Origin of the sequence: Kribbella sp. NPDC050281, assembly GCF_040655855.1 — a bacterium.
In the GTDB taxonomy this organism is placed as follows: Bacteria; Actinomycetota; Actinomycetes; order Propionibacteriales; family Kribbellaceae; genus Kribbella.
Window position 1 is genome coordinate 75,527 of sequence record NZ_JBFAKS010000015.1, and the last position, 22,009, is coordinate 97,535.

Consider the following 22,009-nt stretch of genomic DNA (forward strand, 5'->3'; position numbering starts at 1 on the left):
GCGCACAAGGCTGATCTTCGACTCACCCCCGTACTCACCCGTCAGGCGGAAGGGAAGCGGGGAGAACGCTTGTAGATGTAGGTGGTGGACATCAGGACCAGACGCGGCGCGGGCGAACTCGAGGGTGCGGTGCTCGCCACGTTGTGGGCCGCCGAGCGACCGTTGTCGCCGGTCGAAGTGCATGCCGCGATGGCCGGCGACCTCGCCTACACCACGGTTCACACCATCCTGACCCGGCTCGGCCGCAAGCGCCTGGTCGCCCGCGTGCAGGCCCGCTATCACCCGACCAAGGACGCCGCGGAACTCGTCGCGGAGCAGATGCGCGCGGCTCTGGAACTCGGAGCGGATCAGGCCGAGGTCCTCCGGCGCTTCGTCCGATCGCTGGACGGAGCCGACGTGGCCGCGGTGCGAGCCTTGCTGGCCCGAGAATGAACGCATGGACAAGCCTGCGTTGGCGGATGTGCTGGGCCTGGAGTCTCACCCCGAGGGCGGGTGGTACCGGGAGACGTGGCGGTCGGAGGTGGAGTTCGAGCCCCCGGGGTACGGCGGAACGCGCGCCACTACGACCGCGATCTACTTCCTGCTCGCGCCGGGCGAAGAGTCGCGATGGCACCAGGTGCGCTCGGCGGAGATCTGGCTGTGGCACTCGGGCGGCCCGTTGACCCTCGAGTACGGCGAAACCCCGGAAGCCGCTGAGGCGGTCACCCTGGGACCGGACGTGCGCGCCGGCCAGCAACCCCAGGTGGTGATCCCACCCAACGCGTGGCAAGCGGCACGTCCGGCCGATGACGAACCCGTCCTGGTGTCCTGTGTGGTCTCACCAGGGTTCGACTTCGCGGATTTCAGGATGCTCTAGGCACTCAGGTCTGCGGTACGGCGGCCTCGCCGGTGGTCACCTCCGGAAGATGTTCGCGCACCATGTAGCCGCCGGCGCAGACCAGCCAGACCGAGGACAGCAGCAACGGGACCGTGGTCATCAAGGTGCCACCGGCAACGAACGTGCCGTCGGAGACGAACACCCCGAAGGCACCGGCGAAGGACACCACCGCGGCCAGCAGGCCCAGGTACCCGAGCCAGTTCGGCATCAGCCGGGTCCGCAGTACGCCGATGCCTGCGGCGGCCAACGGCAGAGCGGCCGCGAAGCCGATCATCGTGCTCATCACCGCGGTCACCTCGAACAGCATCAAGGAGAACCCGGCGTCCAGGCGGTCGACGCCGAAGGCGGTCGCGCCGGTGAGGGCGGCGTTCACGAAGATCGCGCTACCGACCAGCACCGAGCCGGCCAGCAGGGCGAGGTGGACGTCACTGCGTTCGGCCCGCTCCCGCATCGCCTCGGCGAACGCGGCGGCGAACCAGATGATCAACCCCGCCGCAGCGCACCACATCAGCGAGCCGATCAGAATCGAGTTCCGGTGGTCGGTCAGCCAGCCGGTGATGGTTCCGTCCGAATCGCCGACCGTCGGAGGGGTGCCGGGCAGGAATCTGCCCAGGAGAGCCAGGACGACGAAGGCCAGTCCGGCGAAGCCGCCCCAACGCAACTCATGTCGCTCAGTCATGGGGAAACACCTCCACAGCGCACCGCACGATGTGGTGCGTCTACTGCCGATGTTCCCTCGTTCCGGCGGGGATTCAAGGGGTGCCGTCCGGCGAACAGGCGCGTCGTCGGACGGCTCCGCCGACCCCTATCCGAGAACCGTTGCCAACGCCTCGTAGCCGGGCAGCAGATCGACCCCCTCGGGCCCCAGCAACTGGATCGCGACGTGGTCCGCACCGGCCTCCAGATGTGCGTTCAGACCGTCGGCGACCTCCACCGCCGAACCGTGCAGCACCATCGCGTCCACCAGCCGGTCACTGCCGCCGTCGGCGATGTCGTCGTCGGTGAACCCGAACCGCTTGAGGTTCGAGGTGTAGTTGCTCAACTGCAGGTACGACGCCAGCCGGTCGCGAGCCGTGGACCTCGCGATCTCTTCGTCGGTCTCCAGCACGATCATCTGCTCCGGCGCGAGCAGCACCCCGCCGCCGAGACTCCGGCGCGCTTCGCGGGTGTGCTCCGGCGTCGTCAGATAAGGCAGCGCGCCGGCAGTCCGGCTGCCCGACAGTTGCAGCACCTTCGGGCCGAGCGCGGCGAGCGCTCGCCGGTCGGCCGGCACCTTCGCGTCGTCCAGTTCGTCGAGGTAGCTCACGATCGTCTCGTACGGCGACCGGTATTCGCCGGTCCGCTCCCGGTGGCCGATGCCGACCCCGAGCAGGAACCGCCCCGGATGCTCGTCCTCCAGGCGGTGGTACGACGCCGCCACCTCGGCCGCCGGCGACTTCCACATGTTCACGATGCTGGTGCCGACAGCAACCGAACTCGTTGATGCGAGCAACACTTCCGCGTCGCGCAGGTCTGCCTCGGGCGATGCCCCCAGCCACAGGGTGCCGTATCCGGCCTGCTCCAGCCCGGCCGCCAGTTCCGGGCCCCAGTGCGGCGATCCGTGCCAGACCCCGAACCGTCCCAGTTCGACCGCCACGTCGTTCTCCTCTCGTCGACCGATCTCAGGGTGCAACCCGGGGCGGGCGGGCTCCACGGACAAGCATCCCCGACGACGCGGAGGGGGCGTCAATGATCGTTGTCACGTCAAAGGTGGGCGGCGATCTCCGGGACCCGTCGTTGCAGGTCCTTCAACCGGTGTTCGGTGCGCTCGGGTTCACCGACGGTCGCGAGGTTGAGCATGCCCGGATCGCCGGCCAGTTGACCGGCGCGGATGACGCGAGCAGACCGTTGCGCGCGCAACGGAGCGCCCTCGAGGATCTGCAGTGGCGTGAACACGTCACCGCCGTACGCCTCGGCCATCAGCCGCAGTCGGCCGGCCTGGTAGGCGGGATCCATCGGGATCGCGAGCGGCGCTGTGTTCCAGGCGGTGAAGGCGATGTCGTCCAGCGGCACACCCGGGCCGGCCATGTCCCAGTCGATCACGCCGCTGAACCCGTCCTCGGTGCCGATCCAGTTGTAGTACCCGTAGTCGTGCATGCAGATGATCTGGCCGGCCGCGAGTTCACCGTGGCTCGTTCGCCAGACGACCTCGCCCACAGGCCGGTACGACGCGACTACACGGTGGTACTGCGCGAGCCAGTGCATCGCATCGGCCAGCACATCGTCGGGCACCTCGGGGCCGTACGACGTACCCGGCAGGAAGTCGAGGATCTCGCGTCCGCTGTCGTCGAAACCGTGCACCCGCGGTACGCCGGTCAGTCCGGCGGCGGCCAGGTGATCGAGCAGTCCATGAACGGCCGGCGTCCACGGCCCGGTGGCCCGCCGCACCGTGTCGCCGACGCGGACGGCGCCACCGACGTTGCCACCCGGCAGTGCGAACTCCTGCTCCATGTCAGGACCTTCCTCAAGCGTTTCAAACGGGGCACCGGACGAGCGGCGGACGCTGCTCTTTCGGGCAGTGCAAAACTGGCGTTAAGACAGAAATGGAGATTGCGTCAAGATTGCGCAAAGCCTGCGGGATAAGGGATTCCGGCGTAAACGTCACGGCCCGCTACGGCGTCATACAAGAGTGTAACCGAACCTCCGGGCAATGATTCAGCGAGTCGTGTCACGATCAGACCATCCGATCAGGTGGTATGAACTTCGCGGGCTTACACTCGGCAGCGACCTGGCAGCACACCCCTCACCGCCGGGCCGCGGACACAACGACGTGGGCCGCACACCTGGAATGTGAAAGAAGGGCGAGTTGTGAAGGTCGGAGTTCCGAAGGAAGTCAAGAACCACGAGTACCGGGTGGCCATCACCCCGGCCGGTGTGCACGAGTTCGTGCGCAGCGGGCACGAGGTTCTGATCGAGCGGGATGCGGGGGCCGGTTCGCTGATCCCCGATGACGAGTTCGTGGGGGCCGGGGCACGGATCCTGCCGACAGCGGACGACGTCTGGGCCGAGGCCGAGCTGGTGCTCAAGGTGAAGGAGCCGGTGGCCGAGGAGTACCACCGGATGCGCAAGGACCAGGTCCTGTTCACCTACCTGCACCTGGCCGCCAGCCGCGACTGCACCGACGCGCTGCTGACATCGGGGATCACCGGTATCGCGTACGAGACGGTCCAGCTCTCGGACGGGTCGCTGCCGCTGCTCGCCCCGATGAGCGAGGTGGCCGGCCGGCTCGCCCCGCAGGCGGGGGCCTACCACCTGATGCGCAGCGGCGGTGGCCGCGGCGTGCTGATGGGTGGCGTCTCCGGCGTGCACCCGGCGCGGGTCGTGATCATCGGCGCGGGTGTCGCCGGGATGAACGCGGCCGCGATCGCCCTCGGCATGCAGGCGCAGGTGCAGTTGTTCGACCGCAACATCGCGCGGCTGCGCGAGGCCGACCGGATCTACCAGGGGCACCTGCTGACGATCGCGGCGAACGCGTTCGAGATCGAGAAGGCTGTGCTCGAGGCGGACCTGGTGATCGGCGCGGTGCTGGTGCCGGGGGCGAAGGCACCGAAGCTGGTCAGCAACGACATGGTCAGCCGGATGAAGCCGGGCAGCGTGCTCGTCGACATCGCCATCGACCAGGGCGGCTGCTTCGAGGACTCGCACCCGACGACGCACGCCGACCCCGTGTACCAGGTCCACGACTCGCTGTTCTACTGCGTCGCGAACATGCCCGGCGCGGTCCCGAACACCTCGACGTACGCACTCACCAACGTGACCATGCCGTACGCCGTCGAGCTGGCGAACCTGGGCTGGCGGGAAGCGCTGAGGCGTGACCACAGCCTCGCCCTCGGGCTGAACACCTTCGACGGTCAGGTCACCTACGGCCCGGTCGCCGAGGCGCACGACCTGCCGCAACTGAAGCTCGACGAGGTGCTGGTCTGAGCATCGGCCGGGCGGTCAGCGCGTACCTGGACCACCTCACGGTCGAGCGCGGCCTGGCCGCGAACACCCTGGCGTCGTACCGGCGTGACCTGCGCCGGTACGACGCTTACCTCGCCGCGGCCGGGATCGACGATCTCGGCCGCGTCACCGAGGCCGTGGTGAGCGACTTCCTGATGCGGCTGCGGGAGGGCGACGCGGACCACCCGCCGCTCACCGCGTCGAGTGCGGGCCGCACGCTGGTCGCGGTCCGGGGGTTTCATCGGTTCTGTCTGCGTGAAGGGCTGACCATGGTGGATCCGGCGGCCGCGGTGAAGCCGCCGGCGCCACCGCAGCGGTTGCCCAAGGCACTCTCCGTCGACGAGGTCACGCGCATCCTCGCCGCGGCCGCGGGAGCCGAAGCGGAACCCGCCGTACTCGCAACGCGGGACGCGGCGTTGCTGGAGTTTCTCTATGGGACCGGCGCCCGCATCTCCGAGGCGGTCGGACTGGACGTCGACGACATCGATCTGGAAGCCGGTGCGGTGCTGTTGCGCGGCAAGGGCAGCAAGGAGCGAGTCGTCCCGGTCGGGTCCTACGCCCGGGACGCGTTGTCGGCGTACCAGGTCCGTGGACGTCCGGATCTGGTGCAGCGCGGCCGCGGTACGCCGGCTCTGTTCCTCAACGCGCGAGGCGGTCGGCTGTCGCGGCAGAGTGCATGGACCGTACTGCGCCGGGCCGCACAGCGCGCGGGGATCGCGAAGGAGATCTCACCGCACACGCTGCGCCACTCCTTCGCCACCCACCTGCTGGACGGCGGCGCCGACGTCCGCGTGGTCCAAGAGCTCCTCGGCCACGCGTCGGTCACCACCACGCAGGTCTACACCCTGGTCACCGTCGACAAACTCCGCGAGGTCTACGCGACATCACATCCCCGTGCCCTGTCGTCCTGACCCGATGCGGTCGAACCGCGGACGGTGTGCGATCATCTGACTACGGTTGGTCATCCTGGCGCGGTGATCGACCGTGTCTGGAGGCATGTCGACAAACCACCCCACCCCGGTGCGGAGTGGCTGGTTGAGAGTGCTTGAATGCACGCTTACAGTCGCTGGGATCGCCCGTATCGGTTGAAAGGTTTGACGAGTCATGAACGAGTCGACATTCCCGGGCACCGAGCAGCTGCCGACGCCTGCCCAACCGATCGCGCCGCAGCGGAATCTGACCGTACCCGACAACTATGCGGAGATGCCCAGGCCGACGGCCAAGCTCACCGCGGAGGACATCGCACCTGTGACTGATGCGCACGGCCCGAGGAACAAGATCGGGCCGACCGGCCGGCCACTGCCGGACCTGCCGGTGCCGCCGCGGCCGGACAAGACCGGCCCGGCCCAGGTGATCGCGATGTGCAACCAGAAGGGTGGCGTGGGCAAGACCACTACCACGATCAACCTCGGCGCGGCGATCGCCGAGACCGGGCGCAAGGTGCTGCTGATCGACTTCGACCCGCAGGGGTCCGCCTCGATCGGCCTCGGCGTCCAGCCGCACGACCTGGAGCTGTCGGTCTACAACCTGCTGATGCAGCGCGACATCACCCCGAACGAGGTGATCCGGCCGACCCGGGTGGAGAACCTCGACCTGTTGCCGGCCAACATCGACCTGTCCGCGGCCGAGGTGCAGCTGGTCCAGGAGGTCGCCCGGGAGTACACCCTGCAGCGGGTGCTCGAACCGATCATCCCCAACTACGACGTGATCCTGATCGACTGCGCACCGTCGCTCGGTCTGCTCACGGTGAACGCGCTGACCGCGTCGAACGGCATCGTCGTACCGCTGGAGTGCGAGTTCTTCGCGCTGCGCGGCCTGGCCATGCTGACCGACACGATCGGCAAGGTGCAGGACCGGCTCAACCCGAAGCTGGAGATCGTCGGCATCCTCGGCACCATGTTCGACGGGCGTACGACGCACGCCCGGGAGGTCCTCGACCGGGTGGTCCAGGCCTTCGACGAACGCGTCTTCCACACCGTCATCCGGCGTACCGTGAAGTTCCCCGAGACCACGGTCGTCGGCGAGCCCATCACGACGTACGCTCCCTCGTCCCAAGCGGCTACCCAGTACCGCGACCTTGCCAAGGAGGTGCTGGCGCGTTGTCCCGCCGGGTGAGCCTGCCAGGTGCCAGTGAACTCTTCGGGGGTGCGGCACCGAAGCAGACCAGACCCGAGAAGCGCACCACCACAGACAGCCCGACGCCGGCCGGAGTCCGGTCGCGCACGGCTGTCGTCGACGACCGCAAGTCCAGCGGTCGGATCCGGCACGACACGAAGATCACCGTGTACGTGACGGAGGAGGAGCTGATCGGCCTGGAGAAGACCAGACTCGCCTTGCGCGAGGAGCACGGCCTGAACGCCGATCGCGGCCGGATCGTCCGGGAGGCGATCGACGTGCTGCTGGCCGACTTCGTCGACCACGGACCGGACTCGGTGCTGGTACGGCGGCTCAAGGCCTCGGAGTGACCGTGGCGCCGGACTCGCTGCCTCTCGACCTGGGCGCGGACGACGCTGCCCCGGCTGTTGCCGAGGGCAAGGGGTTCAGCGTTCACCTGGTCAACTTCGAAGGGCCGTTCGACCTGCTGCTGCAGCTGATCAGCAAGCACAAGCTCGACATCACCGAGATCGCCCTGTCGGTCATCACCGACGACTTCATCGCGCACATCAAGGCGCTCGGGTCGGAGTGGGACCTGGACCAGACGTCGGAGTTCCTGCTGATCGCGGCGACGCTGCTGGACCTGAAGGCGGCGCGGTTGCTGCCGAAGGGCGAGGTCGAGGACGACGAGGACCTGGCGCTGCTCGAGGCCCGGGACCTGTTGTTCGCGCGTCTGCTGCAGTACCGCGCGTTCAAGCAGATCGCGGCGCTGGTGAAGGACCGGATGGCGGCCGAGTCGCGGCGGTTCCCGCGGGCGGTCGGGGTGGAGCCGCGGTTCGCCGAGCTGCTGCCCGAGGTGCTGCTGGGGATCGATCCGGCCGGGCTGGCTGCGCTGGCTGCTCGTGCGCTGGCTCGGAAGGACAACCTGCCGGAGGGTGTCTCGCTGGCGCACCTGCACGCGCCGACGGTCACAGTCCGCGAACAGGCCCTCGTCATCGTCGACCGCCTCCGTCGGCAGCGCAGCACCACGTTCCGTGCGCTGGTCGCTGACTCGCCGGACACCGTCACCACTGTCTGCCGCTTCCTGGCATTGCTGGAACTCTTCCGCGAAGCCGCCGTCGCCTTCGACCAGGTCACCCCGCTCGGCGAACTCACCATTCGCTGGACCGGCACCGACGAAGGCGAGATCGACGTCAGCGACGAGTTCGACGAACTCCACCCACCCGACCCCGAAGACGGTGAAGCCCCCGAGGTCCCCGACGACCCAGACTTCCTGGAACCCGCCGAACCCCCCACCGACGACGACGAGACGGTGCCCCAGTGACCAACCCCGAAGACACCACCGTGGCCACCGCCTCCACCGAAACCCCCACCGCCTCCACCGAAACCCCCACCGCCTCCACCGAAGACCCCACCGCCGCCACGGACGACGCCACCTCTGCTGACTCCGGTAGCCAGAATGCTCCCCAAACCGCTTCGGGGAGCGACTCAGCCGAGACTGGGGAGGACAACCTGCCGGAGTCGGGCAGTGGCGCTCCCCAGATCGCAGACGCGAACCTGCCGGACCGGGATAGCGGTTCGGCCGAGGGCGACCTGGTGGGGGATGACGAGGAGTACTTGCCTCCGGGGCAGACTGAGGTGCCGGTGGAGGACGAGGTTGTTGTCGATGACGACACCATGCGGCGGGCGTTGGAAGCGATTCTGATGGTGACGGACGAGCCGTTGCCTGTGCTTACGTTGGCTCGTGCGGTCGGCCGCCCGACCGGTGACATCTCGGCAGCTCTGAACACCCTGGCCGAGGAGTACACCGAGCAAGGCCGCGGGTTCGATCTCCGTGAGGTGGGTGGCGGTTGGCGCTACTACACCCGCGTCGAGGCAGCGCCGTACGTCGAGCGCTTCGTCCTCGACGGTCAGCAAGCACGCCTGACCCAGGCCGCGCTCGAGACCCTCGCGGTCGTCGCGTACAAGCAACCGGTCAGCCGGGCGCGCGTCTCCGCGATCCGTGGCGTGAACGTCGACGGGGTGATGCGCACCCTCGTCGCCCGCGGCCTGGTCGAGGAGGCCGGCGCCGACACCGAATCCCAGGCGACGCTCTACCGCACCACGACGTACTTCCTCGAACGCATGGGCATGCAGTCCCTCGACGACCTCCCCGAACTGGCGCCGTACCTCCCCGAAATGGACGACATCGAGGAAGAACTGGCCGCCCAAACCATCCCCGCCCCCACCGAACCACCTGGAGCCGACGCAGACACGGCGGACACGGGTGAACGGGAGTCCGAAGACCAGACGGATCCGGGGATCGACGAGGATCTGGATATTGCGGATGCCGGGGGCCTTGGGGTTGACGGGGACATGAACACCGCGGAGCCAGACGAGTCTGGCGACGCCGGGATCGACGGGGACCTGAGTTCCGCGGGCGCGGATGATCAGGACTCCGGCTATGCCGGCCAAGGGGCTTCCGACGAGCTGGGTGAGCTGGAGGGGGAGGCTGCCGCGAGCTCGGCGTACGACGCTGGTCTCGCGGACGCGGGTGAGCGGGAGCCCGCGGATGAGGCGGACGCTGGGATTGACGGGGACCTGGACGCCGCGGAGCAGGATGGCGCTGCGGAGCAGGACGAGACCGCGGGGCCAGACGGGACCTCGGCTGAGGACGGGTGGGAGGCTTCCGACGAGCCGGGTGAGCTCGAGCAGGAGGCTGGTGCGAGCTCGGCGTACGACGCGGGTCCCGCGGGCGCGGGTGAGCGGGAGTCCGCGGACGAGGTGGACGCTGGGATTGACGGGGACCTGGACGCCGCGGGGCACGACGAGACCGCGGGGCAGGACGAGAGCGTGGGTGGGGACGAGCAGGCGGCTGGTGGGCCGGACGACGGGGACCTTGACACCGCGGAGCAGGATGACGCTGCGGACCAGGACGAGACCGCGGGGGCGGACGAGGCCTCGGGTCAGGATGGGTGGGGGGCTGGTGGGTCGGGTGCTGAGGATGACGGGGACGGCGAAGGTGTGAGTGGGTTGGATTCTGGGGTGGTTGGGGTTCGTCGGTCTGATGGGTGAGGACGGGGTTCGGCTGCAGAAGGTTTTGGCTCAGGCGGGGGTGGCGAGTCGGCGGAATGCCGAGTTGCTGATCGAGCAGGGGCGGGTCGAGGTCGACGGGGCGGTGGTGACCGAGTTCGGGGTGCGGGTGGATCCGGAGGTCTCGGTGATCCGGGTCGACGGGGAGCGGATCCCGCCGGTCAGTGCGCACGTGTACCTGGTGCTCAACAAACCCCGCGGCGTCGTCACCACGATGGCGGATCCGCAGGGCCGGCCGTGTATCGCGGACTACGTTCAGGACCGGCCGGAGCGGCTGTTCCACATCGGCCGGCTCGACACCGACACCGAGGGGTTGCTGCTGCTGACCAACCACGGTGAGTTCGCGCACCGTCTCACGCACCCGTCGTACGAGGTCTCCAAGACGTACGTCGCCGAGGTCGAGGGCAACGTCAAGCCGGCAGTACTCCGCACGCTCCTCGACGGCATCGAACTCGACGACGGCCCGGCGCAGGCGGACACGGTGAAGGTCGTCTCCAGCATCCGCGGCCGCACCCTGATCCAGATCAGCCTGCACGAGGGCCGCAACCGCATCGTCCGCCGCATGTTCGACGCGATCGGCCACCCGGTCAAGCGCCTCACCCGTACGGCGATCGGCCCGGTACGCCGAGGCAACCTGCACACCGGCGAACTCCGCCCCCTCGACCCCAAAGAACTAGGCCAACTCCTCGACCTCGTCGACCTCTGATCCCCAGAGCGCCTCGGAAACTATTCGTCGCTGGGTGCACCTTTGTTTCCGGAGATCGCGCTAGCGAGTGCGATCAGCCGGCGGAGCGTGCGTAGTTCCGACCGCTCGTGCCAGGCCAGGCGGCGGAGGACCTTCACTGTCGTCCACACCTCGCCGTCGACCCGCCGTACCAGGTCCGCCGGCATCGTGGCGACGGTACGGCGGACGTGCTCAGCTGACTGCTCCAACTCGTCGGCCAAGTTCTCCAACGGCTCCCGGTAGGGGAGACCGAGCGACGGGAGGTAGTACCGGCTCTCGGTGTCGACAATGTGCCAAGCGAGTTGCCGCACCGTCCGCCACCCGGCGAACGACGGCAGCACCCGAACAGCATCATCGAAGTTGAGCATCGCGGGGGAGCAGGACGAGATCAGCGCAACCGTCTCCCGCCGGCTCTCCTCGAGAATCTTCAAGGTGGCGGCCCGTTCGGCCTCACCCGCAGGAGCCAGATCCCGCTCGAACGCCTGCTCGTCACCCACCACCCTCTCCACCACCACAAACCGCGGATCAGTTCCGAGCTCCGCACCAAGATCGCGGAGCGCCGCAGCTTCGTCGGCACCCTGCCCGCAGCGCCCCCACCGCTCGGGCTCGAAGACCCAAGCGGCTGTCCCGTCGTCCATCGCCAGCTGTACGCCGGACTCGACGTACGCCCGCACGTCCGTCACCCACCGGATGCTAGCCACGAGCTCGGACACAACAGACTGCCGCCGCGCACTTCTTCTCTACCCCTAGGAAATTGTTCAACTGTCCTACCTGGGCCGATGCCAGTCGCTTGCGGAAAGGCAGGTGCGTACGTCCGTTCGGCCCGTGCTGGTTGACATCAAAGGGGTAACGCCGGGAACGGCGCGCCTGAGACATGGCCCGGTTGTCGGAGCGGCACCGTACTGTGGGGTGTGTGAACCGGCGAATCTTCGGTCTGGAGAACGAGTACGGCGTCACCTGTACCTTTCGCGGTCAGCGCCGACTGACCCCCGACGAGGTGGCGCGGTACCTGTTTCGGCGCGTCGTGTCCTGGGGGCGGAGCAGCAACGTGTTCCTCCGCAACGGGGCCCGGCTCTATCTCGACGTGGGCTCCCACCCGGAGTACGCGACCGGCGAGTGCGACTCGGTCACCGACCTGATCGCGCACGACAAGGCCGGTGAGCGGATCCTCGAGGGTCTGCTCGTGGACGCGCAGAAGCGGCTGCACGACGAGGGCATCTTCGGCGACGTCTACCTGTTCAAGAACAACACCGACTCGGCCGGCAACAGCTACGGCTGCCACGAGAACTACCTGGTCAGCCGGCACGGCGACTTCGCCAAGCTGGCCGACGTACTGATCCCGTTCCTGGTCACCCGGCAGCTGATCTGCGGCGCCGGCAAGGTGCTGCAGACGCCGCGCGGCGCGGTCTACTCGGTGTCACAGCGGGCCGAGCACATCTGGGAGGGCGTCTCCAGCGCGACCACCCGGTCCCGGCCGATCATCAACACCCGCGACGAGCCGCACGCGGACGCCGAGCGGTTCCGCCGGCTGCACGTGATCGTCGGCGACTCGAACATGTCCGAGACCACGATGCTGCTCAAGGTCGCGAGTACCGACCTGGTGCTCCGGATGATCGAGGCCGGCATCGTGATGCGCGACCTCACCCTGGACAACCCGATCCGCGCGATCCGCGAGATCAGCCACGACATGACCGGCCGCCGCGAGGTCCGGCTGGCGAACGGGCGCGAGGCCAGTGCCCTCGACATCCAGACGGAGTACCTGACCAAGGCGCGCGACTTCGTCGACCGCCGCGAGCTCGGGACGCCGGCCGTCGAGCGGGCGCTGTCGCTGTGGGAGCGGACGCTGAAGGCGATCGAGTCCGGCGACCTGAGCGGGATCGAGCGCGAGATCGACTGGGTGATCAAGTACCGCCTGATCGAGCGCTACCGCCAGCAGAACAACCTCGGCCTGGCCAGCCCGCGGGTCGCCCAGCTCGACCTGGCGTACCACGACATCCACCGGCCGCGCGGGCTGTACTACCTGCTCGAGCGCAAGGGCGCGGTCACCCGGGTCGTCGACGACCTGCGCGTCTTCGAGGCGAAGTCGGTGCCGCCGCAGACCACGCGGGCGCGGCTGCGCGGCGAGTTCATCAAGCGTGCACAGGAGCGCCGCCGCGACTTCACCGTCGACTGGGTGCACCTGAAGCTCAACGACCAGGCCCAGCGCACCGTGCTCTGCAAGGACCCGTTCAAGTCCCACGACGAGCGCGTCGAAAAACTCATCGCCAGCATGTAGTCGCAGGTCAGGTACGTCGCTGGGCCGCGTGACTGTGCGTGGCGTGACCGAACGGTGACGCGGCCGGGCGGTGGCGGGGTTGGTCGCGCAGGCTAGGGTTGGCCGCGTTGTTGCCCCCTGTGTGTCGAGCGGCGCGGAGCGCGCCGGGATGTTTCGAGGTGCTGGTTTCGTGCGCAAGTTGTTGAGTCTGGTCGTTGTGGCGGTACTGGGGTCCTCCCTGGTGGCCTGCGGATCGGATAAGCCCGAGTTCGGGGCGGGCGGGATCAAGGTGACCTCGGACTTCGGCCAGAAGCCGACCGTCACCCACCGCGACGGTGATCCGGAGAAGAGCCTGGTGACCCAGGTCCTCAAGGAGGGCGACGGTCCCGAGGTCAAGAAGGGCGAGCTGCTCACCGCGAACTACCTCGGACAGATCTGGCGCGACGGCAAGGTGTTCGACAACTCCTACGACCGCGGTGCGCCGTCGTCGTTCCCGATCGGGGTCGGCGGCGTCATCGGCGGCTGGGACGAGGGTCTGGTCGGGAAGAAGATCGGCAGCCGGGTGATGCTGTCCATCCCGTCCGACAAGGGCTACAAGGAGCAGGGCAACGAGCAGGCCGGGATCAAGGGCGACGACACGCTGATCTTCGTCGTCGACCTGGTCGGCGCGGCCGGGAACGACACCCCGCTGGACGCGACGCCGGCCACCTCGGCGGCGACCAAGATCAAGATCACCGGCGGACTGAACGCGGAGCCGAAGGCGACCGTCCCGGCCGGGTTCAAGGCGCCGGCCAAGCCGGGCAAGCCGGTCGTGATCGCGCTCGGCAAGGGCAAGCCGATCGAGAAGGGCAGCCAGCTGATCACCCGGTACGTCGTGTTCGACTACGCCGGCAAGAAGCAGGCCAGCACCTGGGACGGCCAGCCCGCCACCCAGACCTCGCCGGCGCAGCCGCCGGCCCCGACCGACCAGCTCCAGGTCGGCCCCGGCCCGAACGGTCAGGCCGGTCCGGTCGACGGCCTGGCCGGTATGCCGGTCGGCAGCCGCGTCCTGGTCGAGCTGCCCCCGTCGAAGGACGCCTCCGGCAAGTCCATCTCCGCCTTCGCGGTGATCGACGTACTGAACGCGTTCCCGGCTCCGAAGCAGCAGGGCCAGTAGTCGTTCACCTCAAGGGCCGGTCTCCCCAGGTGGGGGACCGGCCCTTGGTGCGTTCAACGGCGGAACCAGCGGGTTGTGTCGGGGTGGAAGGTCAGCGCCAGGGCAGTCACCACCGCGGTGATGTGCACACTGCGCACCGCGACTGAGGCCACGAACTCCACAGACCACCGCAGCGTCGTGAAGTCTCCGCCGTCGAGCAGCCAGGTCACCGGTCCATAGACGAGAGACGCGATACCGACCGTGCCCAGCAGGCCGGCCAGGAGGTAGCGCGACCAGGGGACACCGTGGCGGAAGAATCGGTCGATGACGACGAACAGTGCGCCGTAGATGAGGCTGCGGACGGCGATCTGCATCACCAGAGCCGACGGTGACACACCATCTGCGATCGCCCCGGCGACTCCGACCACCGATTCCGCAACCCCGGCACCGACCGCGAGCAGCCACAGCAGAGTGGCCCACCGAGCGGTCAGTGGGGCTTCAGGAGCAGCGATGATTGCCATGCTCCCAGCGTGACCGCCGCAGCCGCCCGGATCAGGAGTACTGAGACCCCACTCCAGGTGGTGGAACGTCTACCAGACCCGCCGCGTGCCGCCCAGCCGCCGCGGCTGCCTCGAAGTACGCGCGGTCGCCGTCGAGGTCCCGTCCCATCGTCGACAACTTCACCGGTGCGGCCCGCAGAGCGTCGTACAGACCGTCCAGTCCGACCCGCACGACCCGGTGCCGGGCCTTCAGCGGCTCGGCTGCGTCCCGTACGGCGTCCCCGAAGTCACCGGGCAGATCAGGTACGACGACGTCCGCCGGCTGCAGGGCGACGCGGCCGTACGCCGTCAGGCTGTGGTGTGAGATCCCCCGGTGCCGCGGCCGTGGGTCCGCCTCCGAGATCCGCAGTGACGCCACCGCCCGCCCACGGAGCGTCCCGATCGCGTTGACCGCCTCACCGGACTGCACACCGGAGAACCCCCAGCGAGTCCCGGTCCCGAGGTTGCCCGGTCCCTGCGTCAGTACGACCAGCTCCGCCGCCAGCACATGTACAGCGGTCAGCAGCCCGGTGTGCACCGTGACCGCCTCCCGATCGCCGCCGTACGCCTGTCCGACCGTGACAGTCCCACCCAGCCACCCGCTGTCTCGCAGCGACGCCACAGTGCGCGAGAAGGCGAGTGGCAGCGCCCCACCGTCCGTCATCACGTACACGACCCGTGTGGTCGGCCGTGCCTCGTACACCCCGGCCAGTACGGCGGGCAGCGCCGAATGCAGGTCCGCCACCACGACCGGCGTACCGAAGAGGTCGTCAGCGTCACGCAGTACGTCGTGGTCCGGTGAATCCTGCTCGTCCGCTCCGAGCACCATGGTCTGCAGCGGCGTGTACCGGGCCTTCACCAGGTGACCGTGCTCCGGAGGGTCGGCCGGCAGCCGGTCCGGTACGGCGACCACCAGCGCGTAGCCGCCCGTCCCGAGGCCCTTGTCGAGCGCGCCGACGTTGAGCAGCACGCGCTCCCCGGCCTCCGGCGTACCGACCAGGTCGGGGTAGGCGAGAGCGCGCACAGACTGTCCGCCGACCGTCACAGTCAGTTCAACCGCACCGGCCCAGCTCCGCCCGACCGCACTCACCACACCGTCCCGCCACCGAATCACAGGGCGAGAGTATCGGGTCGAACCGGTGTTCGAAGATTTCGGTGCGGGAGGGCGGGATTTGACGCTCTCAGGCCGTAAGGTGGTCGGGTGTCGGCGCGCAAGAGTGAGCGACTGCTCAATGTGGTCATCTGCCTGCTGGTCGCGCGCACCTACGTGACCAAGGAACGCATCCGCGAGGTCGTCGAGGGGTACGCGGGCCAGACCGACGACGCCTTCGAGAAGATGTTCGAGCGGGACAAGGACGAACTGCGCGACCTCGGCATCCCGATCGAGATGGGCACGATCGACAAGTTCTTCTCCGACGAGGTCGGCTACCGGATCCGCCGGGACGTGTTCGAACTGCCCGAGGTCCACCTGGAGCCGGACGAGGCCGCCGTACTCGGCGTTGCCGCCCGCGTCTGGCAGCACGCCAGCCTGGCCGAGGCGACGACCTCCGCGGTGCTGAAGCTGAAGGCCGCCGGGATCCAGACCGACCAGTCCGCGCTGAGCGCGATCGAGCCGCACGTCGGCGCGTCCGAGCCGGCCTTCGACCCACTCTGGTCGGCGGTCGTGAGCCGGACCGTGGTGCGCTTCCAGCACCTCCGCAGCGGCGCCTCGGAGCCGACCACTCGGACTCTCGAGCCGTGGGGGATCGTCTCCTGGCACGGCCGCTGGTACGTCGTCGGCCGGGATCGCGACCGTCAGGCGACCCGGATGTTCCGGCTGTCCCGGATCGGCGGGGATGTGAAGACGGTCGGCGAGCCGCGCGCGTTCACCGTGCCCGAGGGCACCGACCTGCGTTCACTGGTGTCCGAGTTGGGTCCGCCGCGTCCGACGTCGGAGGCGAAGGTTCGCGCCCGCACCGGTTCCTGTGTCAGCCTGCGCCGCCGCGCCAACGCCATCGAGCCGTACGAGGAGGGCTGGGACCTGCTGCACGTCCCGTACGCCGACTCCGGCGTGCTCGCCGAGGAGATCGCGTCGTACGGCCCGGACGCGGTCGTCGAAGGCCCTGGAGACGTGCTGGACGGTGTCCTCTGGAGGCTGCGGACGGTGGCGGGCGTATGAGTAACGCTCGGGATCAGGTGCAGCGGTTGCTGGCGTTGGTGCCTTATCTGCGGGAGAACGACGGGGCCCGCGTCGACGATGTCGCGAAGGAGTTCGGCGTACGGCCGAAGCAGATCATCGCGGACCTGAAGGTGCTGTGGTTCTGCGGTCTGCCCGGCGCGCAGATGGGCGATCTGATCGAGATCGACATCGAGGCCGCCGAGGGCGACGGCGTCATCCACATCAACAACGCCGACTACCTGGCTCGCCCGCTGCGGCTGGCCGCGGACGAGGCGCTGGCGCTGCTGACCGCGCTGCGGACGTTGCGCGAGGTGACGGCCGGAAGCGACCGGGACGCGGTCGACCGCGCGATCGGCAAGCTGGAGCGCGCGGCAGGAGAGGCCGCCGCGGCGAGCGAGGGCGCGGCCGCTCATGTGCACGTCGAGCCGGCCGACCCGGGGATCGCCGACACCGTGAACCGCGCCCTGGCCGGGAAGCGCCGCCTGCACCTCACGTACGACGTACCGTCGCGGGACGAGACCACCGAGCGGGACGTGGACCCGATGCGCCTGGTCGTCTCGGAGGGTCGTACGTACCTCGAGGCGTGGTGCCGGCTGGCCGAGGATGTGCGGCTGTTCCGCCTCGACCGGATCGCGGCTGTGAAGCTGCTGGACCTGCCGAGCGAACCGCCGCCCGAGGCGACGCCACGTGACCTGTCCAACGGGATGTTCCAGCCGTCCGAGTGCGATCTGCTGGCGACGGTGAAGCTGGACCCGCCGGCGCGCTGGGTCGCCGAGTACTACCCGAACGAGTCCGTCGAAGAAGGCCCCGGCAACTCTTTGATCGTCAAGCTCCGCGTCGCCGACACCGGCTGGCTCCAGCGCCTCGTCCTCCGCCTGGGCGGCGCTGCCACAGTCCTGGACCCACCCGACCTCACCACCCAAATAGCCGCCACAGCCCGAGAAGCCCTCGCGGCCTACGACGACTAACCCTCCGCCACCCGCCCCGCCCGTCCCGGCCTGCCCGAGCGCGTTTGAGCGCGTCCGGAGGAGGCACCGGGACAGCGGACTGTGCATTCGGACAGGAGGTGTCAAGCAGCCCCGCAGTGCACCTGAGCTGAAACGCCTCGCGCGTACGGTGTATGGCCGGTGCACTACCTGTCCATCTGCACATCAACAGCTGCAGGGCCGGACCGGGGAGCGCGGTGTACCGGATTCGGCAGGCAGAACTCCCCGATCTCGCTTCGACCCAGCCACACATCGCCAGAAAGTCGGGGCATCCCTCAGGTGCGGCCAGGCACCGAATGCTGAGCGTGAGCTCGCGGCATACAACGCCACCCACCCCCGGCTATCCCTGCTCTGCCCGACTGCGTTTGAGGGATATCCCCTCAAACGGTGCCTTCTCCGTTCATATGGCAGGGGAGGAGGCGTAACCCGAGGGGATCTCCCCTCGAGGGGCGATCGGCATCGGTGCTGAGCATGCGGTGGTTGTGGACGCCGTTCGCGGGCGGTGCGCGGAGTCGGAGGTCTTCGACGACTAGCTCTGGCTCAGCTGTTTCTCCAATGGAGCTCGGAAGCGTGGGGTGACTCGGACGCCGGAGAGCCATTTGGTCCAGCGGGCGGCTTCGGCCTCGATCAGTTGGGTGGTTTCACGGCCGACGTCCTCGAGGAGCTGGAAGCGGACCTCGCCGGACTCGGGCTGCCCCCAGCCGCCGACGATGCGGCCGTCCGCCCAGATGGTCGGGCCGATGTTGCCGGTGTTGTCGAACAGCCTCGCCTTGTGCTCGCCGAGGTACCAGTCGCGGTCCTTCCAGCCCATCGGCGTCGGGTCCAGCGTGGGCAGGAACGCGACCCACGGCTCCACCGGCACCTCAGGCGCCTCGTCGCCCGGCAGCACGTACCCGACCTGGCCGTCCAGATCCACCGCGATCGCCTCGACCGCGGTCAGCGCCTTCTTCGTCTGGCCGGCCGTCCACCCACTCCACCACTGCAGGTCCGCCGCCGTACCCGGTCCGAACGTCGACAGCCACGCCCGCGCCAGCGTCACCCGGGCCTCCTCGGCCGCGGGCTTGTCGCCGAGTCCGCCAGGCAGCCAGTCCTCCGCCGGCGACCAGTGGTGCTGGCCGCTCAGCCAGGTCCCCAGCGGCCGTCCGCGCACGATCCGCCCTTCGGCCGACAGCTGGAACAACACTCGGCTCGTCACATACGGCTGAGCGGCGTACGCCTTGCCGGCCGCCAGGTTCAGCCGGGTCCGCAGCCGCGGCTCGTCGGCGGACAACTCCTGCGCCGTCGCCGATCCGCGCAGCGTCAGCGCAGTCGCGGCTGACTCTTCGACCGCCCGCAGCCACTTCCCGGACGCGTCCGTGTCGGGTCCGACCCCGGACTCGGTCAGGTGCTTGACCAGCAGCTTCCGCTGCTTGACCGCGATGTCGTCGGTGCACGCCGCCTGGACGATCGGCGCGAACGGCGTCGGTACGACGAACACGGTCCGGCGCATGCCGAGCATCCGGATCAGCGTGCGGTCGTCGTACAGTGCACGCTCCGTGCCCAGCACGTCACTCCCCGGTACGCGAGCGGCCACGGACAGGTGCACGGTGGCCGGATCGGTGGCGTGCAAGGCGACCATCGCGGCCGCAGCTTCGACCGGATCCGCCGCATGGCACGAAGACAGCAGCCGGTGCCGCCGGCCCAGCCGGGTCCGCCGCTCCTCGACCCCGATCCGCAACATCAACCGCCCCCTCATCTCGCCGTACCGCAGCCTCATCCCCGCGGAGCCTGCCCACTCGCCGGGCCGCGCATGTCCCGCTGGAGACACTCGGTTTTACCATCACGTTCCGACACCGTTGTCCGCCGAGACGCCACGCGGGGCGTGGGCGATGCCCGGGAACCGGCTAGGCTCCTGGGTATGTACTGGTTCCTGCTCTTTCTCGCAGTCGTGGCGGTGTGGCTATCCGTCCTCGCTCTGCTTGCGAAGAAGGTATGGGGCCAGGCCAAGGCGCTGACGCGTGAGTTGGTCGCCGCCCAGTCCAAGCTGGAGGCAGCGCAGTCCGCGGCCGGGTCCGGACAGACCCATCGGGGCGAGCACGCCCCGGCGTAGTATTCGGCCCACGACTCAGCGTTGAGCCACCAGGCAAGTGTGTGTGAAAGGGAGATCGACATGGCAGCACCGCTCATCGGTATGCCGCAGGGCGCGGAGTGGCTCGTCATCCTCGCGATCGTCGTGCTGCTGTTCGGATCGGCCAAGCTGCCGGCGCTGGTCAAGCAGCTCGGCAAGTCGAAGAAGATCTGGGAAGAGGAGGTCGGCCCGAAGAAGAAGGACGCGGAGCTGACCGAGGGCAGCAACGAGTCCGCCCAGGCTCCGACACAGCAGGCGGCCCCGCAGGCCCAGCCGGCGCAGCAGCCGAACCAGGTCAACGGCCAGGCGCCGGGCGACGGCTTGCCGCCGACGCACACGGCCAACTGAGCCGAGCGCCCCAGCTGTGTCAATGGTGAAGTTCGGGCGGCGTAAGGAGAAGAAGGAGCGCCGCCCGAAGGACGACGAGGGTCGGATGACCCTGCGCGAGCACATCATCGAGCTGCGCAACCGCCTGCTCATCAGCGTGCTCGCGATCGTGGTGGGGACCATTGTCGGCTGGGTCTTCTACAACCAGGCCTTCGAGTTCCTGACCAAGCCGTTCCTGACCAGCGTCGCCGAGATGGCCAACGACGCGGGAAACGTGAAGACCCCGCAACTGACGTTCCCCGGCGTCGGAAACGCGCTGACGTTCCGGATCAAGATCTCGGCACTGTTCGGGCTGATCCTGGCTTCGCCGGTCTGGCTCTACCAGTTGTGGGCGTTCATCGCGCCGGGCCTGCACCGCAACGAACGGAAGTGGGCCTACCTGTTCTCCGGGATCGCCGCTCCGCTGTTCGCGGCCGGCATCTGGGTCGCGTACTGGACCCTGCCGAAGGGCATCGAGATCCTGCTGGGCTTCACCCCACTCGACATCCAGAACCTGGTCGAGCTGCCCGACTACCTCGACTTCGTGCTGCGCACGATGATCGTGTTCGGTGTCGCCTTCCTGATCCCACTCGTGGTCGTGCTGCTGAACATGCTCGGTGTGGTGCCGTCGTCCGCGCTGCGCCGGTTCCGGCCGTACATCGTGCTGGTGATCTTCGTCTTCGCCGCGGTCGCCACACCGTCGGGTGATCCGTTCACGATGTGCCTGCTGGCTATTCCCATGTGTCTGCTGTTCTTCATTGCCGAGGTGATCACGCGGATCCTCGACAAGCGCAAGGCCCGCAGGGCCGAGGAACTGCTGGCCGACTGATGACCAGACGGATCGCGCTGGTGGTGAATCCCACCTCCGGCCGCGGCCTCGGTGCCCGTGTAGCTCCGGTGGTCCGCGAACGCCTCGCGGCGGCGGGGATCACCGTCGACGTGCACGCCACCACCTGCGCGGAGGACGTCGGCCGGATCTCTGCCGAGGTGGTCGCGTCCGGTGCGGACGCCGTCGCGCTGATCGGTGGCGACGGCACCGTCCATCTCGGCGCCCAGGTGCTGGCGAAGTCCGGGATGCCGTTCGGCGTGATCCCGGCCGGCACCGGCAACGACTTCGCCCGCGGGATCGGCGTACCGCTGAAGGATCCGGCCGCGGCGGCCGACCTGATCGTGGCCGGCAAGACCCGCGCGATCGACCTCGCGGTGGCCAAGGACGAGTACATCACCACGGTCGTAGCCGGCGGCTTCGATTCGCTGGTGAACAAGCGCGCCAACGCGATGAGCTGGCCGAAGGGCAACTCTCGCTACACCGTCGCCACCCTTGCCGAACTGCGGACGTTCAAACCCCTGGAGTACGTCGTCACCGTCGACGGCGAGGTGATCGAGACCAAGGCGATGCTGGTCGCGGTGGGCACCGGGCCGACGTACGGCGGGGGACTGCAGATCTGTGCCGGCGCGGAGATCGACGACGGACTGCTCGACGTCACGATCATCCAGCCGGTCGGGCGGTTCACCCTGCTGCAGATGTTCCCGAAGCTGGCCAAGGGAACCCACGTCGGCCACCCGATGCTGCGAACGGCGCGCGGCCGCTCGGTCCGGATCGAGTCGCCCGGAATCACGGCGTACGCCGACGGCGAGGTCCTCGGCCCGCTCCCGGTCGACATCGGCATCGCTCCCGGTGCACTGACCGTTTTCGCCTGAGACACAATCTTCACG

The 22,009-nt window shown here is 68.7% G+C and carries 24 protein-coding genes; 17 read left to right on the forward strand and 7 right to left on the reverse strand.

Features of this window, described 5'->3' with window-relative positions; translation table 11 throughout:
- The first annotated feature begins 84 nt into the window (after nucleotides 1-84).
- Together AB0I34_RS18245 and AB0I34_RS18250 are read left to right on the forward strand one after the other, a co-directional pair.
- On the forward strand, nucleotides 85-432 hold the full coding sequence (locus AB0I34_RS18245; protein ID WP_360446409.1) for a BlaI/MecI/CopY family transcriptional regulator: 348 nt from the start codon (nucleotides 85-87) through the stop codon (nucleotides 430-432).
- 4 nt (nucleotides 433-436) lie between these two features.
- A complete protein-coding gene (locus AB0I34_RS18250; protein ID WP_360446411.1) occupies nucleotides 437-856 on the forward strand; it encodes a cupin domain-containing protein in 420 nt (139 codons plus the stop codon).
- Between the two features lie 4 nt (nucleotides 857-860).
- On the opposite strand, the gene AB0I34_RS18255 is transcribed toward AB0I34_RS18250, so the two are convergent.
- The 3 genes from AB0I34_RS18255 to AB0I34_RS18265 form a co-directional block, all read right to left on the reverse strand.
- Nucleotides 861-1,556, reverse strand: a complete 696-nt coding sequence (locus AB0I34_RS18255) for a DUF4386 family protein (protein ID WP_360446413.1) — start codon at nucleotides 1,554-1,556, stop codon at nucleotides 861-863.
- Between the two features lie 126 nt (nucleotides 1,557-1,682).
- Complete coding sequence (locus AB0I34_RS18260) at nucleotides 1,683-2,513, reverse strand: LLM class F420-dependent oxidoreductase (protein ID WP_360446415.1); 831 nt, start codon at nucleotides 2,511-2,513, stop codon at nucleotides 1,683-1,685.
- A gap of 107 nt (nucleotides 2,514-2,620) precedes the next feature.
- A complete protein-coding gene (locus tag AB0I34_RS18265; RefSeq protein WP_360446417.1) occupies nucleotides 2,621-3,367 on the reverse strand; it encodes a phosphotransferase in 747 nt (248 codons plus the stop codon).
- Between the two features lie 357 nt (nucleotides 3,368-3,724).
- Between AB0I34_RS18265 and ald the strand changes: the two genes are divergently transcribed.
- From ald to AB0I34_RS18300, 7 genes are all read left to right on the forward strand, one after another.
- Nucleotides 3,725-4,840, forward strand: coding sequence for an alanine dehydrogenase (gene ald / locus AB0I34_RS18270; protein WP_360446419.1), 1,116 nt, complete (start codon nucleotides 3,725-3,727; stop codon nucleotides 4,838-4,840).
- On the forward strand, nucleotides 4,837-5,769 hold the full coding sequence (gene xerD, locus AB0I34_RS18275; protein WP_360446567.1) for a site-specific tyrosine recombinase XerD: 933 nt from the start codon (nucleotides 4,837-4,839) through the stop codon (nucleotides 5,767-5,769). Before ald ends, xerD begins: the two co-directional genes overlap by 4 nt.
- A gap of 193 nt (nucleotides 5,770-5,962) precedes the next feature.
- A complete protein-coding gene (locus AB0I34_RS18280; RefSeq protein ID WP_360446421.1) occupies nucleotides 5,963-6,973 on the forward strand; it encodes a ParA family protein in 1,011 nt (336 codons plus the stop codon).
- On the forward strand, nucleotides 6,958-7,323 hold the full coding sequence (locus tag AB0I34_RS18285) for a hypothetical protein (protein WP_131356301.1): 366 nt from the start codon (nucleotides 6,958-6,960) through the stop codon (nucleotides 7,321-7,323). The genes AB0I34_RS18280 and AB0I34_RS18285 overlap by 16 nt, the downstream gene beginning before the upstream one ends.
- A 2-nt stretch (nucleotides 7,324-7,325) precedes the next feature.
- Nucleotides 7,326-8,276, forward strand: coding sequence for a segregation/condensation protein A (locus AB0I34_RS18290; RefSeq protein WP_360446568.1), 951 nt, complete (start codon nucleotides 7,326-7,328; stop codon nucleotides 8,274-8,276).
- Complete coding sequence (gene scpB / locus AB0I34_RS18295) at nucleotides 8,273-10,006, forward strand: SMC-Scp complex subunit ScpB (protein WP_360446423.1); 1,734 nt, start codon at nucleotides 8,273-8,275, stop codon at nucleotides 10,004-10,006. Before AB0I34_RS18290 ends, scpB begins: the two co-directional genes overlap by 4 nt.
- Nucleotides 9,996-10,730, forward strand: a complete 735-nt coding sequence (locus AB0I34_RS18300; protein ID WP_360446569.1) for a pseudouridine synthase — start codon at nucleotides 9,996-9,998, stop codon at nucleotides 10,728-10,730. Before scpB ends, AB0I34_RS18300 begins: the two co-directional genes overlap by 11 nt.
- Nucleotides 10,731-10,750: 20 nt before the next feature.
- On the opposite strand, the gene AB0I34_RS18305 is transcribed toward AB0I34_RS18300, so the two are convergent.
- Nucleotides 10,751-11,431, reverse strand: coding sequence for a DinB family protein (locus tag AB0I34_RS18305; RefSeq protein WP_360446425.1), 681 nt, complete (start codon nucleotides 11,429-11,431; stop codon nucleotides 10,751-10,753).
- Between the two features lie 230 nt (nucleotides 11,432-11,661).
- Between AB0I34_RS18305 and pafA the strand changes: the two genes are divergently transcribed.
- Nucleotides 11,662-13,023 (forward strand): Pup--protein ligase, encoded by a 1,362-nt coding sequence (pafA, locus tag AB0I34_RS18310; RefSeq protein ID WP_360446427.1) that lies wholly within the window; start codon nucleotides 11,662-11,664, stop codon nucleotides 13,021-13,023.
- Nucleotides 13,024-13,192: 169 nt separating this feature from the next.
- Entirely contained in the window at nucleotides 13,193-14,158 is a 966-nt protein-coding gene (locus AB0I34_RS18315) for an FKBP-type peptidyl-prolyl cis-trans isomerase (RefSeq protein ID WP_360446429.1), read from the forward strand.
- Between the two features lie 53 nt (nucleotides 14,159-14,211).
- Here AB0I34_RS18315 and AB0I34_RS18320 read toward each other — a convergent pair whose 3' ends face one another.
- Nucleotides 14,212-14,658 carry a hypothetical protein gene (locus AB0I34_RS18320; protein WP_360446431.1) on the reverse strand — a complete coding sequence of 149 codons (447 nt, stop codon included), beginning with the start codon at nucleotides 14,656-14,658 and terminating at the stop codon, nucleotides 14,212-14,214.
- A 31-nt stretch (nucleotides 14,659-14,689) separates the two neighbouring features.
- Nucleotides 14,690-15,790 (reverse strand): DUF3866 family protein, encoded by a 1,101-nt coding sequence (locus tag AB0I34_RS18325; protein ID WP_360446433.1) that lies wholly within the window; start codon nucleotides 15,788-15,790, stop codon nucleotides 14,690-14,692.
- A gap of 87 nt (nucleotides 15,791-15,877) precedes the next feature.
- On the opposite strand from AB0I34_RS18325, the gene AB0I34_RS18330 reads away from it, so the two are divergent.
- Together AB0I34_RS18330 and AB0I34_RS18335 are read left to right on the forward strand one after the other, a co-directional pair.
- The gene (locus AB0I34_RS18330; RefSeq protein ID WP_360446435.1) at nucleotides 15,878-16,834 is read left to right on the forward strand and encodes a WYL domain-containing protein; all 957 of its coding nucleotides are present in this window, start codon (nucleotides 15,878-15,880) and stop codon (nucleotides 16,832-16,834) included.
- On the forward strand, nucleotides 16,831-17,802 hold the full coding sequence (locus AB0I34_RS18335) for a WYL domain-containing protein (RefSeq protein WP_360446436.1): 972 nt from the start codon (nucleotides 16,831-16,833) through the stop codon (nucleotides 17,800-17,802). Before AB0I34_RS18330 ends, AB0I34_RS18335 begins: the two co-directional genes overlap by 4 nt.
- A gap of 547 nt (nucleotides 17,803-18,349) precedes the next feature.
- Here the strand turns inward: AB0I34_RS18335 and AB0I34_RS18340 are convergent.
- Nucleotides 18,350-19,576 (reverse strand): winged helix DNA-binding domain-containing protein, encoded by a 1,227-nt coding sequence (locus AB0I34_RS18340; RefSeq protein WP_360446438.1) that lies wholly within the window; start codon nucleotides 19,574-19,576, stop codon nucleotides 18,350-18,352.
- A gap of 141 nt (nucleotides 19,577-19,717) precedes the next feature.
- Here AB0I34_RS18340 and AB0I34_RS18345 point away from each other — a divergent pair, with 141 nt between their 5' ends.
- The 4 genes from AB0I34_RS18345 to AB0I34_RS18360 are packed head-to-tail and all read left to right on the forward strand — an operon-like array spanning nucleotide 19,718 to nucleotide 21,994.
- Nucleotides 19,718-19,909 (forward strand): hypothetical protein, encoded by a 192-nt coding sequence (locus tag AB0I34_RS18345; protein WP_131356273.1) that lies wholly within the window; start codon nucleotides 19,718-19,720, stop codon nucleotides 19,907-19,909.
- 60 nt (nucleotides 19,910-19,969) lie between these two features.
- Nucleotides 19,970-20,275 carry a twin-arginine translocase TatA/TatE family subunit gene (locus AB0I34_RS18350; RefSeq protein ID WP_360446440.1) on the forward strand — a complete coding sequence of 102 codons (306 nt, stop codon included), beginning with the start codon at nucleotides 19,970-19,972 and terminating at the stop codon, nucleotides 20,273-20,275.
- Nucleotides 20,276-20,297: 22 nt separating this feature from the next.
- Complete coding sequence (gene tatC / locus AB0I34_RS18355) at nucleotides 20,298-21,122, forward strand: twin-arginine translocase subunit TatC (RefSeq protein WP_360446442.1); 825 nt, start codon at nucleotides 20,298-20,300, stop codon at nucleotides 21,120-21,122.
- Nucleotides 21,122-21,994, forward strand: coding sequence for a YegS/Rv2252/BmrU family lipid kinase (locus tag AB0I34_RS18360; RefSeq protein ID WP_360446444.1), 873 nt, complete (start codon nucleotides 21,122-21,124; stop codon nucleotides 21,992-21,994). Before tatC ends, AB0I34_RS18360 begins: the two co-directional genes overlap by 1 nt.
- The last annotated feature ends 15 nt before the right edge of the window (nucleotides 21,995-22,009 follow it).